Genomic DNA, 14,770 nt, shown 5'->3' on the forward strand with positions numbered 1-14,770 from the left:
TATCTCCTTATTATCTATTGCTATTTACTTATTACCATAGCATGGATGGATTAAGTAATAAATTCCATTTACATATGGTAACATTTATAAAGTATACCAAAACAGAGACCCTCTGTCAAGAAAATATTTGATTAATCTCATGGAACATTTACAAATATTGGTGTCCGCTTTGGATGAAACATTGATCCTTGTTGTCAAATTAAAGAAGGTACTCTCTACACGAAGAGAGTACCTTCAAATTAAAAGCATTACTTAACGTCTACAGTTGCACCAGCTTCAGTCAATTTAGCTTTTAAAGCTTCAGCCTCGTCTTTGGAGACTTTCTCTTTAACCGGTTTTGGAGCATTGTCAACGAGGTCTTTGGCTTCTTTGAGGCCTAGTCCGGTAGCTTCACGAACTACTTTGATAACTCCGATTTTAGAAGATCCACAGTTCATGAGAATTACGTCAAACTCAGTTTTTTCTTCAGCTTCAGCTGCAGGAGCTGCTGCTGCTGCTCCACCAGCAACGGCTACAGGAGCTGCTGCGCTTACACCAAATTCTTCTTCAAAAGCTTTTACAAGTTCAGATAACTCGAGAACGGTTAAGCCTTTTACGGCTTCGAGAATTTCATTGATTTTAGACATTTTAAATTTCCCCCTTAAAATTATAAACATTTAAATTTAAGCTAACTCATTCACTGGTTCTAAAGGAATCCACTTCAATAAATCGAAGTTCTACATACCCTATTGTGCAGCCTTAAGCTTACGTACTTCCTCCAAAGCATATCCCATTTTACGGATAGGACCTTGAAGAACATTAGCCATACCTGTAAGAGGAGCTTGCATACCACGTAAGACCATAGCCAGTAAGACCTCACGAGAAGGCAGATCAGCAAGAGCTTTAACGCCCTCTGCTCCAATAACCTTTCCCTCAAGTACCCCAGCTTTAATTTGGAATGTCTTTAACTTATTTACCTTAGCAAATTCTGTTAATATCTTAGCCGGAGCAACAGGATCTGCACTAAAAGCAAGTGCAGTAGGTCCCTTAAGATAAGAATCCAGCCCTTCTACCCCTAACTCATCAGCAGCGCGTCGTACGAGGTTGTTTTTCAAAACCCGGTACTCTACTCCAGCTTTACGTAATTGAGCACGTAATTGCGTTACTTGGGCAACAGTCAAACCGCGATAGTCAGCCAATACAATACCGGAAGACTGTTGAAACTTTTCTTTAATCTCCGAAACTATTAGACCTTTTTCTTCGATGTTAAGCATCTGTGTACCTCCTTCCCGATTAGATAAACTTATTAGCAACAAGAAAACCTCCGCGCTTGCAGAGGTTAAGAATGCCAAATAGATATCTTCGGCGTAATCTTCCAACCTCGGCAGGTCATTAAGCCTTTCGGCACCTGCTTTCTACAGCGGACTTATTAAATTCCTGATAAGTTTATCCCATTTATCCAACACTGTCAAGCATACCGTAAGTTAGATTGCTTTTGCAGGGTTAATGCGTACGCCTGGGCCCATCGTAGAGGACACTGTGACACTCCGCATAAATTGACCTTTAGCAGCTGCAGGCTTTGCCTTAAGCAAAGTCTCTCCAAGTACACGATAATTTTCCAGTAGTTGTTCAATACTGAATGAGGCTTTACCGATGGGTGCATGTATAATGCCAGCCTTATCCGCACGGTATTCAATCTTACCAGCCTTAATTTCTTTAATCGCACGAGTTACATCAAAGGTAACTGTTCCCGTCTTCGGGTTTGGCATGAGGCCCTTAGGTCCGAGTACTCGTCCTAATTTACCAACCATACCCATCATATCTGGGGTTGCAACAACAACTTCGAAGCCAAACCAACCTTGCTCAATCTTAGCAATCATATCTTCTGCTCCAACAAAGTCTGCTCCTGCTTGCTCTGCCTCTTTGGCCTTTTCCCCTTTAGCAAATACCAATACCGAACGAGTTTTACCCGTTCCATTCGGGAGTACAACAGCACCACGAATTTGTTGGTCAGCATGACGGGTATCAATGCCTAATTTGAAGGCAGCCTCCACAGTCTCATCAAACTTGGCTTTAGCATTATTTTTTACAATTGATAATGCTTCTGTTGGTTCGTAGAGAGCAATGCGATCAAAGGATTTTACAGCCTCTTGATATTTCTTACCTACTTTAGCCATTCTATTAACCTCCTTGTGGTTACACGGGCTTAGCCCTCCCACAAAATTCTTTGATGTTTACAAATTAACCTTCGACAACGTCGATTCCCATGCTCCGCGCTGTTCCTTCAATCATGCGCATCGCAGCTTCAATGCTGGCTGCATTCAAATCCTTCATCTTAGTATCCGCGATTTCACGAATTTTTGATTTAGGAACAGAAGCAACCTTCTTGCGATTAGGTTCAGCAGAGCCAGAATTAATATTTGCAGCTTTCTTAAGCAAAACTGCTGCTGGTGGAGTTTTGGTAATAAAGGTAAACGAACGGTCCTCATAGACAGTAATCTCAACCGGGATTATAAGCCCCACTTGATCTTTTGTACGCTCATTATACTCTTTACAAAAGCCCATAATATTGACCCCGTGCTGACCCAAAGCTGGACCAACCGGAGGTGCCGGTGTTGCCTTTCCTGCATTGATCGCTAATTTTACCAAACCAATTACTTTCTTTGCCATTTTCAATACACCCCCTTATTAGGATAACCTTTTAATCTAATTTTTGAACCTGCGTAAACTCAAGTTCAACGGGAGTTTCTCTGCCAAACATAGATACCTCAACCCGCAACTTGCCTTTGTCTGCAAGGATTTCTCTCACTACTCCAACGAAGTCCTTGAAAGGACCGGCAATAACTTGGACACTTTGATTAATATCAAAGTCGACCCGGGTCTGAATTTCATCCATTCCCATTTGCTGCAATATACTTACAACCTCATCATCCAGCAAAGGGATAGGCTTCGTTCCAGAACCGACAAATCCCGTTACACCCGGAGTATTACGAACAACATACCATGAGTCATCCGTCATTTCCATTTCAACGAGCACATAGCCTGGATAAACCTTGCGTTTGGTAATCTTTTGTTTACCATTTTTGAATTCAATTTCATCTTCCATGGGAACTAGAACTCGGAAAATCTTCTCCTCCATGTTCATGGATTCGACTCGTTTTTCGAGATTCATTTTTACCTTGTTCTCATAGCCAGAATAGGTATGAATTACAAACCAATTTTTTGCCATTTCTCAGGGACCTCCTCAGACACTGCCGTTGAAACTTATATGTTTAGGGCAGCAGCTTGGTCAAGGCCGCACTTAAGCCGCTATCAACAATCCACATAAGAATAGATACAATTGCAACCGCAAAAAACACAACAACTGTGTAGGTTAGCAATTGCCTGCGGCTTGGCCAATGAACTTTCTTGAGTTCGCTCAAAACCCCGCGGAAATACTCCATCGCCTTATCTTTCTGGCTCTGAGTATTGGCCGGTTTCTTCAACTCGCCCATCACTTCACATCCTTACAGACTCCAAGTCATCGACTCGTGACAACGCCCCCTGGCGTACATCTAAACCTTTGCAAAAAAAAAATTACTTAGTTTCCTTATGCAGAGTGTGGCTCTTGCAAAACTTGCAAAACTTTTGAGCTTCCAAGCGATCTGGGTTGTTTTTCTTATTTTTCATAGTAGCATAGTTACGGTGCTTGCAATCAGTACACGCTAAAATAATGCCGACACGCATTCACGAACACCTCCCGGACAACGGTAGGACGCTGTATTTTTTCATTACTCAAAACACTTTATCACAAGATAATTTGACTGTCAAGAAAAAGCCTTGATAGATCTTAGCTGACACCAAGCCCCTAGGCATTTCCTTACTAATGGTTCGATATCCAGTTCCATTGACTATAGCCACAATAGTTAATGAAATGATAACCCAGCTCAAGGTCGAGTGCAGCCAAATAACAAAAAAGACAGCTTTGCTGTCTAGTTTACTTGGTTGCGGGGGCCGGATTTGAACCGACGACCTTCGGGTTATGAGCCCGACGAGCTACCGCTGCTCCACCCCGCGATAATAACTGTTCAGTTGCACGAAGTGCGATAGACACCCGTCAACCTATCCATGCCTAAGAGAGGTACGCTTTGCTGCACCCTCATTTTGCAATGAGTCCACAAAGCCAAGAAGTTCTAAATGGAGCCGACGATGGGACTCGAACCCGCAACCTGCTGATTACAAATCAGCTGCTCTGCCAATTGAGCTACGTCGGCCTATATCTTCCTGTGCTACAAGCATTAACCTCAAGGCACTTACGTAGTTTAGCACTAATCTTTATAAAACGCAAGTACTTTAACCAATAAAAGATATGTAAAATTATCCATCACGACGTTCAAGATATCGTTCGAGCTTTCTTTTAACTCGCTGCAACGCATTATCGATTGATTTTACATGTCTTCTCAAGTCAACTGCAATCTCTTGATAAGATTTGCCCTCCAAGTATGACATTAGTACTTTCCACTCTAAAGAACTAAGGATTTCGCCCATTTTTTCTTCAATGTCGTCAAACTCTTCTCTGCTGATAATTAGTTCTTCGGGATCGGTAATTCGAGTTCCCGAAATAACATCGAGAAGAGTCCTATCCGAATCTTCGTCATAAATAGGCTTATTCAAGGAAACATATGAGTTTAAGGGAATGTGTTTCTGCCTCGTCGCGGTTTTAATTGCTGTGATTATCTGTCGTGTAATACATAATTCTGCAAACGCTCTAAACGAGGAGAGTTTGTCCCCGCGAAAATCACGAATTGCTTTATAAAGTCCTATCATTCCCTCTTGGATAATATCTTCACGATCAGCACCAATCAGAAAGTAAGAACGCGCTTTGGCCCTAACAAAGTTTTTATATTTGTTAATTAGATACTCCAGTGCTGTAGCGTCGCCTTCCTTGGCAAGCTCAACCACCTCTTCATCTACGATAACGTCGATGATTTCACATTCTGGTAGTTCTGGTTGGGCTTGAAGAGTCAAGTTGATCCCCCCTACAATGTCATCACGAAGAAGACGCAATCTCGGCTAGCCCTCGTCCACGAGAACATCCTCATTATACTCGACGCTAAAGAAAAGCGTCAAGGCGAAGTTTTGGTTGTTCTGTCGCTATTCGTGAAGTTTGAGATCGAGACACGAGTTCTAAAGACCCAAAATCCTGCGAAAATGGGGCTTTAGAGGTCAAAATAGTGTAAAAAATTTAATAATCAAAATTACAAAGCCCCATTTGGAAAGTTATACCGTTGCTGGGCGCCGACTGTGAGTCCAGCTGCCATTTTTAGGTCTTTAGATTTTTGTGATGGGTTTTTCAGATTGAATTCTTTGTCTAAGCACCTCATAGAGCATAACCGAACCTGCAACACTGGCGTTTAAGGAAGAGACCTGGCCCCTCATGGGCAGACTTACGATTTCATCGCAATTTTCTCTAAGCAAACGGCTAATCCCCTTTCCTTCACTGCCAATTACAATTACCCTCGGGCCAGTTAAATCTGCCTTGAATGCATTTGTCCCCCCGGCTTCCGCCCCCGATACCCAGCATCCCGCTTTCTTTAAATCCTTTAAGGTTTGAACTAAGTTACTTACTCGGGCTACTTTGACATGTTCAACTGCTCCGGCAGATGTTTTGGCTACCGTTCCAGTGAGGGCTACACTTCTCCGCTTAGGAATAATCACTCCATGGGCACCGACAGCATCAACAGTCCTAAGTAAGGCCCCCAGATTATGAGGATCCTCTATCTCATCGAGCATTAAGATAAAAGGGTCTTCTTGGCGCTGGACAGCTAAGGCCAGAATATCTTCCACATTCGCATACTCACTCGCCGCCACATAGGCCAGCATGCCTTGGTGTCGCTCGCGATTTGTCAACCGATCAAGAGTCTGGCGATCTACAAATTGGTAGGGTGTATTATGCTTATGAAGCAAGGCCATAATATCTTGATTTTTACCACTAGGCCCATCTGAAACAAGGAGAACTTTGTTAATTGGTTTGCCACTTTTAAGAAGCTCAGCCACTGGATTTTTACCATAAACAATTTCTTCGTTCACGAAGTTCACTTCTTTCTTTCTAGGGTCTTCAGTCTTCCACAGCTATATGTCCCTTGACGGCAGACCCCTTGTGTTATACAGGTTGGACCAGCTTCACTAAACAAATTAGGGGCAACCTCTCTTACTAAGTTTAACATTCTTTCAGCTAAAAACCGTATCTCCCATTGAGCTCTAATACAAGTTCGATGCTCAAAAAAATTCAATAACGATCGTGCGTTAAAGGTAGCCATTAAAGAAGTAGTACAAGCATTCGGCAAGACATAGCGAGCATCCTCGGCAGGCACATTATTCAAGAGCTCCTGATAGTCTTCCTGCAAGCGAGACATAACTGTCTCAAACCGCTCTAAAGCTTCAGGATTTTGCCTGACGCTTGGAGGAACGACGAATTCAAACCCATTCTCTTTGACATAACGCTGAGATCGTTGCGAATAACTTGCAATCCGGTGACGGACAAGCTGATGGGACAAAGCCCTTGAAACACCATCTATCGAAAACTGAAAACTTACATGTTCAAAAGGGGAAAGATGACCCATTTCCCTAAGTCTTCGGACAAAGTTAGCCACCTTATCATCGTTCAGCTGTTCAAACAAATCGGGTATAGCATCTGACGAGTAACACAAACGGGCTGCCGCAGCTACTACTTTTTCCGGATCTGGCGTGTGCTGAATAAGATCCACAATCATTAAAAAATCTCCCTTTCCCACTGTACCCTATAATGAGCATCTTTATTTAATTATTTCTTCACCGCGAAGCATCTGGTCTACTTTAGCAAAGGCCCATTTCATCCGGTCAGTTTGTCCGCTTAATTGCCAATAGCCCACTAAGCTTTCAAACCCTGTGGCATGACGATAAGTCACAACATCTACATTTTTAGGATGGCCGCCCTTTGTATTTCTTCCTCGTATTACAACCTGCTGTTCAACCTCATCAAGCTCTGGGAATAAGGCATGTAAAACCTGAGCTTGGGTGCCGGCTCGTACATAGTTGACCGCCTGCTTGTGAAGTTCCTTCACCCTCTCGTGCCCTAGTTCAAGTAAATGGGTGCGCACCCAAAGTTCATAAACCGCATCGCCCAAATACGCTAAGGTCAAGGCATTCATTTCCTGCCAATTTCGCATAAGGTCACCTTTCAATTATCGCTTAATTTGCCACCTGGCCCCTTGTGGAGTATCCTCGATAACAATTCCTTTTTCTTTAAGTCCATCGCGAATAAAGTCCGCCATTTCCCAGTCCTTTTTCTGGCGTGATTTCGAACGAATCTGTAAGACAACTTCCATCACTTCGTTTAGGATTTCATTGTTCTCGACACCGATTTTAGCCGGATGAAGCAAATCAAACCCTAAAACATCTCCAAGTTTCACTAAAGTGTTTTGAGCCTCAGCTAATCCTTCCGAAGGCACAGGATTTGCCTGTACAAAGCTATTCATGGTCTTAGCTAGCTCAAATAAAGCCGCATAAGCTAATGCGGAATTAAAATCATCATCCATTGCCTTCTCAAAGGCCTCTCTCGCCTCTTTAGAAGCCCTTGACAACTCTAGGGTGCCCTGATCATTTTTCACTGACCCTTCTCTGGCCAGAGCCTCCTGAGCTAAGCGAACGCTGGTTTGCAGACGTTCCAAGCCCTTTTGCGCCATAATTAAGTTTTGATCGTTAAAATCCAAGGGACTGCGATAGTGAGTTCCCAGTAAATAGAAGCGAATAACTTCTCCCGGAGAATTCACTAACAACTCGCGGATGGTGAAAAAATTACCCAAGGATTTTGACATCTTTTCTTGATTAATTGTTAGAAAAGCGTTGTGCATCCAATGACGAGCAAAGGTCTTCCCTTTTAAGTACCCTTCTGTTTGAGCAATTTCATTTTCATGATGAGGAAAGGAAAGATCCTCCCCTCCACCGTGAATATCAAATCCCGCCCCCAAATATTTCAAGGACATAGCCGTGCACTCAATATGCCAACCCGGTCGCCCCTCTCCCCACGGGCTTTCCCAGGCCGGTTCACCAGGTTTAGCCTTTTTCCAAAGCGCAAAGTCCATGGGATGCCTTTTGCGCTCATCCACTTCAACCCGCGCTCCTGCCTTCATATCCTCAAGAGTTCTACCTGACAGCTTTCCATAATCAGGGAAGTGATCCACTGCAAAGTAGACATCCCCCTCCACCTCATAACCCAGCCCGGAATCGATAAGACCTTGGATAATTTCAATCATTTCCGGAATATGCTCTGTAGCCTTGGGGTGAACCGTTGCCGGCAGCAGGTTTAATTCTTTAGCATCTTTAAAGTACTCATCAATATACTTTTGACCTAAAGCTAAAGGATCCATCCCTTCAACATTCCCACGCTGGATAATCTTATCATCTATATCGGTGAAATTTTGAACGTAACGAACATCAAAACCTTTATAAATAAAATAACGCCTGATCATATCGAATACGACGAACATCCGAGCATTACCCGCATGAAAATAATTATAGGTTGTCGGGCCGCAAACATACATTGCCACCTTCCCGCTCTCTCTTGGTTGAAACTCCTCTTTTTGCCGGGTCATTGTGTTGAATAATTTCAAAGACATCGTATCGACTCTCCTCTTCATTTAATCGCTGTTCCAAATATTCTACACGCTGCATTAGACACTTCAGCATTTCATTCACCGGATCCGGAAGCTCATCATGCCTCAAATCAGGATCTTTAATCGGTATCCCGCGGTGAAGAACAATCCGCCCGGGTACACCCACAACAGTCGTATCACTTGGTACAGGCTTATTAACAACCGAACCTGCTCCGATTTTTACATTATCCCCAACTTTGAAGGAACCTAATACCCTCGCACCCGCTCCAATTACAACATTATCTCCAATCGTTGGATGCCGTTTTCCTTTCTCTTTCCCAGTTCCTCCCAGAGTAACACCTTGATATAAAGTCACGTTATTTCCGATCTCTGTAGTCTCACCAATTACCACACCCGTACCATGATCAATAAAGAGTCCTTGCCCAATCTTCGCCCCCGGATGAATCTCAATTCCCGTTAGAAAGCGTGAAAGCTGGGAGATCATACGCGGTAAGAGAACCAGCTTATGAATGTACAACCAATGCGCCATTCTATGAAAAAGCACAGCGTGAAACCCAGGATAACAAAAGATAACTTCCCAAATACTTTTTGCTGCAGGATCACGTTCAAAAATAACTTGGATATCACGCTTTATCTGTCCAAACATAGCTTCACCCTTTTCTCTTTAGCTTATTTTGTTATTCAGTTAACCGTCATTTACTCAGACCCTTAGAATACACCTGAACATCGCTGATAGTATAAAAAAACACAAAAAAGCGGAACTCCTCGTCCAGAGACGAAAATTCCGCGGTCCCACTCTGTTTGAACGACATGTCGTTCCAGCTTAAAACTTTAACGCAGTAATACGGATTGAAATACTTTTAGATTTCTTCCAATCAACTCCGAGACGCACTTCCAAATACTCCTTGCAAATGGCTTCCACTACCCCATTCTCGCTAGTCGCAATTCCTCTTTGTACTCTTTCTCATCATCGTCATAAACCATTTGTATTTTTCGGCAACATGATAGTTTATATATAATTATATGGTAGTCTCCATTATTTTGTCAATTAGTTCTATTCACACTCCCCTATAATGGCTGCTGAATAATAGACCCGAAAGTCAGGGCGGCTTCGATCCACAGGAGTGAACCCATTGCATGGAGAGGCGGTAAAGCCTGCAAAGCTTGGGTGGGAAGCGAAGCCACTGGTTCACATCAGGTACTACCCAGAGGTTTGGCGGAGCTCCCGCCCAAGCCAGTAGGCGAGCCTCGGAGTGCTGGGTGAACGGACGTGGGCGAAGCCGCCCTGCCCCGAGCGACCCTATTTCATCCGATGGTGCCGCCTTAGTAGCGGCATATGGATCTACCCTAAGTAATGCTCCTCTGTATACCCAATGCGTCCTAAAACATTCTTGAGCCCCAGCAAGGGGATAATATCATACAATTCCGGCCCATGCATCTGTCCTGTCAATGCTATCCGAACTGGCATGTATACAAATTTACCACCGAGTTTTAATTCTTTGGTCATTTGTTTCAGAATAACTTTTACTGTCTCAGCAGAAAGTATCTCTGCTCCCTGCAATTTTTCTTTGAACATAGCCAGAACACTTGGGACTTGTTCGCCTTTTAACACTTCCAAAGCATCACTCTGCGGTTCAAGTGGAGTATCACCATGGAAATAATGAATATAATCCTTGACTTCAGCCAAATAAGATATTTTCTCTGCAATAGCCTTAATAAAGCTTACCAGCCATTGCTGCTGCTCCACGGATCTTTGATCACTTGGGAGTATGCCTAATTCTTCAAGATGAGGCATAGCAAGTTCCGCCAGTCGTTCCGGTGAGGCTGCTTTAATATAATGTGAGTTGATATAATCCAGCTTATGTCGATCAAAGACAGCAGGACTCTTGGAAACTCGATCTAACGAAAATTCCTTCGCCAATTCATCAAGGGTATAAAATTCTTCTTCTCCAGTAGGTGCCCAACCAAGTAGAGCAATAAAATTAACAATAGCTTCCGGGAGATACCCTTTCTGCTGATAATCTATGACTGCAGTATCCCCATCCCGCTTACTCATCTTTCCTCCCTCTGTATTAAGAATCAGAGAAATATGAGCAAATTCAGGGACTGGAGATCCCAATGCTTGATAAATCAGAACCTGGCGAGGAGTATTAGAAAGATGTTCTTCCCCCCGAATTACATGGGTTATTGACATAGTAATATCGTCAACAACAACTGCAAAATTATATGTAGGAATTCCATCTGATTTTACAATAACGTAATCTCCAATACCGTTGCTATCAAATACAACATCCCCACGTACCTTGTCAGAAATATGAATTGCTTGTCCCTCTGGCACACGAAAGCGTATAACGGGCTTTCGGCCCTCAAGTTCAAAGGCCTCCCGTTGCTCAGTCGATAAATTTCTGCACTTCCCTAAATAGCGCGGAGTCTCTCCTTTAGCAATTAGAGACTGCCTTTCCTGTTCCAGCTCTTCTTCAGAGCAATAACAGTAGTAGGCATGCCCATCAGCAAGCAGCCTTTCTTGATAATCTTTGTAAAGCTCTAAACGGTCAGTTTGCCGATAAGGGCCATGTTCCCCACCGACTTCAATTCCTTCATTCCATTGAATATCTAACCATCTTAGAGCTTGCAAAATGTTATGTTCTGATTCCCTGCTAGAACGCTCTAAATCAGTATCTTCACTCCGCACTATAAATGTACCCTTATTCTTGCGAGCCCATAAATAATTAAATAAAGCCGATCTTGCTCCTCCTATATGAAGCGGTCCTGTTGGACTTGGTGCAAACCGAACACGAATTTCCATCATATTTCCTCCACCTTTTTTAAGTTAACAATTGCTTGAGCCGCAATTCCTTCTTCTTTACCCACAAATCCTAATCGCTCTGTAGTAGTTGCCTTCACCGAGATACGTGATTCCTCTATATTCATAGAACGCGCTAAATTAGCTTTCATCTTTGCGATATACGGAGCAATCTTAGGGCGCTCCGCAATGATGATGCTGTCAATATTTCCGACACGATATCCCCGGGATTCGATAAGTCTCATAACATGTTCTAATAAAGCAAGGCTTGAGATACCTCGATAGCTTGGATCATTATCCGGAAAATGGCCTCCGATATCTCCTAGTGCCAAAGCACCCAAAAGCGCATCCATAATGGCGTGAACCAATACATCGGCATCTGAGTGTCCCAGCAATCCACGTTCATGGGGAATTTCTACTCCACCTAAGATTAATAAACGCCCTTCCACCAATGCATGTACATCATAACCAATTCCTACGTTGATTTCAAACACCCCTTCTCGATATTTGCGGTTCGAGTTCAACGGCTCAGGTCAAATACCCTATCTCTCTTTTTCGCGCATCGTCAGTATTCTCTCAGCTAACCACAAGTCTTCAGGTGTGGTAACCTTAATATTCTCTTGCATTCCTTCCACCATATGAACGGGATGCCCTATCCATTCTAACAAAGATGCGTCATCTGTACCATAGTAACTTGATGCAGACGCTCTTTCATGGGCTTCTTCCAATATTCCTCGGTCGAATATCTGAGGAGTCTGAACCCCACGCAAATAGTCCCGCGGCAAAGTCTCAAGCACATTCCCTGCCGAATCAACTTGTTTTACTGTATCCTTAATCGGAACCCCCATGATAGCGGCGGAATAGGTTTCTGTTTCTTTAAGAAATTTATGAAATACCGGCAATGTTAAAAGGGGCCGCGCCCCATCATGCACCACTATCCGTTGAATAGTGGGACTTAGAGCTCGAACCCCTGTGCGAACGGAATCTTGGCGCAGCACTCCACCTATACAGATCTTAACAACCTTTTTTAAATCATAAAATGAAACTAGTTCTTCAATAGTAGGAATGTCGCCTTCAGCACCTACAACCACAATTTCCGAAACATAATCAGATTCTTCAAAAAGTCCGATAGTATGCGCTAAAATTGGCTTATCCCTCAACGCCAGAAATTGCTTGTTGTATCCGGCCCCCATCCGTTTACCTTGACCGGCTGCCGGAATGACGATCCCGATATTAACCAATCGCATTCACCTCATCCGTCGGACGAAGGCCCATCGGCTTTTTTTCTAAAGAGTTTTTAGGCTTAGCAAAGATCATGCGACCGGCCGCTGTCTGAAGGACACTTGTTACTAAAACAACAACATTCTGACCCATATACCTCCGCCCCATATCCACAACAATCATGGTTCCGTCATCAAGATATGCGACTCCCTGCCCGGGCTCTTTTCCTTCTTTCATGACTTGAACTAACATTTCTTCTCCTGGTAAAACAATAGGTTTCAGAGCATTAGCTAGTTCGTTAATATTTAGAACCTTAACTCCTTGAAGCTCCGCCACTTTATTGAGGTTATAATCATTAGTCAATAAAGGGGAATTTAAAACTTGTCCTAACCTTACAAGTTTGCTGTCAACTTCATTTATATCATCAAAATCCTGTTCATGAATATGAACTTTAATAACAGTTTCCTTAGAAATCTGATTAAGGATATCGAGACCTCTGCGGCCTCGATTTCGTTTAAGCAGATCCGAAGAATCCGCTATATGACGAAGCTCTTCCAGCACAAAGCTGGGAATTAACAATACCCCTTCCAAAAAACCGGTTTTAACGATGTCGGCTATTCGTCCATCAATAATCACACTGGTGTCCAGTATTTTATAACTTACTGACTCACGAGAAAGGCCAGCCTTACCTTCCTTATTCTTGTCCCCTTTATCAGCCTTATCTCCAGACTTTTCCGCCTTTTCTCCCCGATCACGAAATTTCGGGAAAAAATTAAGGAAGCCTAGAACATCTTCTTTGCGTTTCATTCCAATTGTCAAACCTAGATAACCCAAAAAAAGACTAAGTAGCACTGCCAAAAGTGGGCCAAAAAACTTAATACTGACAAACGAGTTTCCAAATAAACTTGCAATAATAAGTCCAATAATACCCCCAACGGCCCCACCCATAAGATCATTTGTGGGAACCCTTGTTAACCTTGAATCCATCCAACGCATTAAAGCAATAAAAGAACGAATACTAACAGGGGCAACTAAAAATCCTATGATGCCAAATAAAACACTCATTATGGCGTAGGTCCACACAAGGGAACCATTCCAGCCTAGGGTATTTAAAAAATCGAGGCTAATAAGGATATAGTTGAGATAAAACCCTACCGCCCCTAATAACAGAGTGATGATCCCGCGTATTAAATTGCGAATCATCTTTTCACCTCCTTTTAACCTATTTTGACTAAAAGTCTTCCCAATTATACTTTGGTTTTCATAATTTTTCAACCAATTCCAATAAAACCCTTCTCTTAGCGGAATTTCCATTAGTTAAATTGCTTGGCCATAGCCACTTTACCATACTTATAGTGGTTTTCCAAAAATGCTGATTAAGTAAAATGTAGGTCTTTCAACATTATTAACCAGATAAGTCTTTGGTAAAGTTCTTGGGGATGCCAAATCTTCGAACGTCCTTTAAGTCATGGCTAATTCTTCAACATGCTAGAAAATACCTTGCCAAAACTTTAGTTGTGATAGCTGCATACAAGTACAATTAAAATTCGTCAGCCATGACCTCAATAAGACGCCCTAATCCGAATGAAAAGATTCTAGACTAAACCAAAGCGGAGGAAAGCCACTGCCTGACTGCTTCTTCTTCAGATCCCTCAGTCAAAACCAGTTCACTAATCAGAATCTGACAGGCATTCTCGTACATTTTCTTTTCCCCTGTTGAAAGCCCTTTTTCGTTTTCTCTTTGCGAAAGACTCCTAACAACATTTGCAACTTCGAAAATATTCCCGCTCTTGATTTTCTCTAAGTTTGCACGATAGCGCCGATTCCAAGCTAAGGTATTTGCTGTGTCTTTTGTTTGTAGAACCTCTAGAACATCTTTCACCATAGTAGGAGAAATTACTTGCCTTAAGCCAAGGTTCTCCACATTCTTCAAGGGAATAAATAATTTCATATTCCCCACAGGCAAGTGCATGACATAATATTGGCTTTTCTCTCCAAGAACTTCACGTTCTTCGATCGATTCAATAATCCCAGCACCGTGCATCGGATAGACAACTTTGTCACCAACCTTAAACATTCGGCCACCCCCTAATCCTATTATAGCAAGTAACATAGCCGGGGTCAAAATTTTAAA

General features: G+C 42.7%; 18 protein-coding genes, 2 tRNA genes and 2 other annotated features. All 20 genes read right to left on the reverse strand.

The annotated features are described in order from the left end of the window. Positions 1-248 precede the first annotated feature (248 nt). On the reverse strand, positions 249-626 hold the full coding sequence (gene rplL, locus DP73_RS06105; RefSeq protein ID WP_034598241.1) for a 50S ribosomal protein L7/L12: 378 nt from the start codon (positions 624-626) through the stop codon (positions 249-251). A gap of 99 nt (positions 627-725) precedes the next feature. Beyond that, positions 726-1,253, reverse strand: coding sequence for a 50S ribosomal protein L10 (gene rplJ, locus DP73_RS06110; protein ID WP_034598243.1), 528 nt, complete (start codon positions 1,251-1,253; stop codon positions 726-728). A 32-nt stretch (positions 1,254-1,285) separates the two neighbouring features. After that, positions 1,286-1,418, reverse strand: a sequence feature (ribosomal protein L10 leader region). Between the two features lie 45 nt (positions 1,419-1,463). Beyond that, positions 1,464-2,156, reverse strand: coding sequence for a 50S ribosomal protein L1 (gene rplA / locus DP73_RS06115; protein ID WP_034598245.1), 693 nt, complete (start codon positions 2,154-2,156; stop codon positions 1,464-1,466). A gap of 64 nt (positions 2,157-2,220) precedes the next feature. After that, positions 2,221-2,649, reverse strand: a complete 429-nt coding sequence (gene rplK / locus DP73_RS06120; RefSeq protein WP_014901223.1) for a 50S ribosomal protein L11 — start codon at positions 2,647-2,649, stop codon at positions 2,221-2,223. Positions 2,650-2,680: 31 nt separating this feature from the next. After that, positions 2,681-3,208: a transcription termination/antitermination protein NusG gene (gene nusG / locus DP73_RS06125; protein WP_034598247.1), complete on the reverse strand. Its 528-nt coding sequence runs from the start codon at positions 3,206-3,208 to the stop codon at positions 2,681-2,683. Positions 3,209-3,251: 43 nt separating this feature from the next. Next, positions 3,252-3,473, reverse strand: a complete 222-nt coding sequence (secE, locus tag DP73_RS06130; RefSeq protein WP_034598249.1) for a preprotein translocase subunit SecE — start codon at positions 3,471-3,473, stop codon at positions 3,252-3,254. An 82-nt stretch (positions 3,474-3,555) separates the two neighbouring features. Then, positions 3,556-3,705 (reverse strand): 50S ribosomal protein L33, encoded by a 150-nt coding sequence (gene rpmG, locus DP73_RS06135; protein ID WP_014901220.1) that lies wholly within the window; start codon positions 3,703-3,705, stop codon positions 3,556-3,558. Between the two features lie 255 nt (positions 3,706-3,960). Next, positions 3,961-4,035: transfer RNA gene (locus tag DP73_RS06145), tRNA-Met, on the reverse strand. A gap of 121 nt (positions 4,036-4,156) precedes the next feature. Further along, a tRNA-Thr gene (locus DP73_RS06150) sits at positions 4,157-4,232 on the reverse strand. A gap of 103 nt (positions 4,233-4,335) precedes the next feature. Next, positions 4,336-4,986 (reverse strand): RNA polymerase sporulation sigma factor SigH, encoded by a 651-nt coding sequence (sigH, locus tag DP73_RS06155; protein WP_034598253.1) that lies wholly within the window; start codon positions 4,984-4,986, stop codon positions 4,336-4,338. A gap of 303 nt (positions 4,987-5,289) precedes the next feature. Continuing rightward, positions 5,290-6,057: a 23S rRNA (guanosine(2251)-2'-O)-methyltransferase RlmB gene (rlmB, locus tag DP73_RS06165; RefSeq protein ID WP_205623361.1), complete on the reverse strand. Its 768-nt coding sequence runs from the start codon at positions 6,055-6,057 to the stop codon at positions 5,290-5,292. Next, positions 6,054-6,731 carry an FAD-dependent thymidylate synthase gene (gene thyX / locus DP73_RS06170; protein ID WP_034598258.1) on the reverse strand — a complete coding sequence of 226 codons (678 nt, stop codon included), beginning with the start codon at positions 6,729-6,731 and terminating at the stop codon, positions 6,054-6,056. The genes rlmB and thyX overlap by 4 nt, the downstream gene beginning before the upstream one ends. Before the next feature lie 42 nt (positions 6,732-6,773). Beyond that, positions 6,774-7,166, reverse strand: a complete 393-nt coding sequence (locus tag DP73_RS06175; protein ID WP_034598296.1) for a ribonuclease III domain-containing protein — start codon at positions 7,164-7,166, stop codon at positions 6,774-6,776. 15 nt (positions 7,167-7,181) lie between these two features. Continuing rightward, a complete protein-coding gene (gene cysS, locus DP73_RS06180) occupies positions 7,182-8,615 on the reverse strand; it encodes a cysteine--tRNA ligase (RefSeq protein WP_034598260.1) in 1,434 nt (477 codons plus the stop codon). Next, positions 8,512-9,258 (reverse strand): serine O-acetyltransferase, encoded by a 747-nt coding sequence (gene cysE, locus DP73_RS06185; RefSeq protein ID WP_034598262.1) that lies wholly within the window; start codon positions 9,256-9,258, stop codon positions 8,512-8,514. The genes cysS and cysE overlap by 104 nt, the downstream gene beginning before the upstream one ends. Positions 9,259-9,380: 122 nt before the next feature. Further along, positions 9,381-9,592 (reverse strand) — a binding site (T-box leader). Between the two features lie 362 nt (positions 9,593-9,954). After that, positions 9,955-11,418, reverse strand: a complete 1,464-nt coding sequence (gene gltX / locus DP73_RS06190; protein ID WP_034598263.1) for a glutamate--tRNA ligase — start codon at positions 11,416-11,418, stop codon at positions 9,955-9,957. Continuing rightward, positions 11,418-11,909 (reverse strand): 2-C-methyl-D-erythritol 2,4-cyclodiphosphate synthase, encoded by a 492-nt coding sequence (gene ispF, locus DP73_RS23845; RefSeq protein ID WP_092334036.1) that lies wholly within the window; start codon positions 11,907-11,909, stop codon positions 11,418-11,420. The genes gltX and ispF overlap by 1 nt, the downstream gene beginning before the upstream one ends. Positions 11,910-11,957: 48 nt before the next feature. Continuing rightward, complete coding sequence (ispD, locus tag DP73_RS23850; RefSeq protein WP_034598265.1) at positions 11,958-12,656, reverse strand: 2-C-methyl-D-erythritol 4-phosphate cytidylyltransferase; 699 nt, start codon at positions 12,654-12,656, stop codon at positions 11,958-11,960. Then, entirely contained in the window at positions 12,649-13,839 is a 1,191-nt protein-coding gene (locus DP73_RS06205) for a PIN/TRAM domain-containing protein (RefSeq protein WP_034598266.1), read from the reverse strand. The genes ispD and DP73_RS06205 overlap by 8 nt, the downstream gene beginning before the upstream one ends. Positions 13,840-14,236: 397 nt before the next feature. Then, positions 14,237-14,713: a CarD family transcriptional regulator gene (locus DP73_RS06210; protein WP_034598268.1), complete on the reverse strand. Its 477-nt coding sequence runs from the start codon at positions 14,711-14,713 to the stop codon at positions 14,237-14,239. Positions 14,714-14,770 lie beyond the last annotated feature (57 nt).

Origin of the sequence: Desulfosporosinus sp. HMP52, from assembly GCF_000765145.1 — a bacterium.
Taxonomy (GTDB): Bacteria; Bacillota; Desulfitobacteriia; order Desulfitobacteriales; family Desulfitobacteriaceae; genus Desulfosporosinus.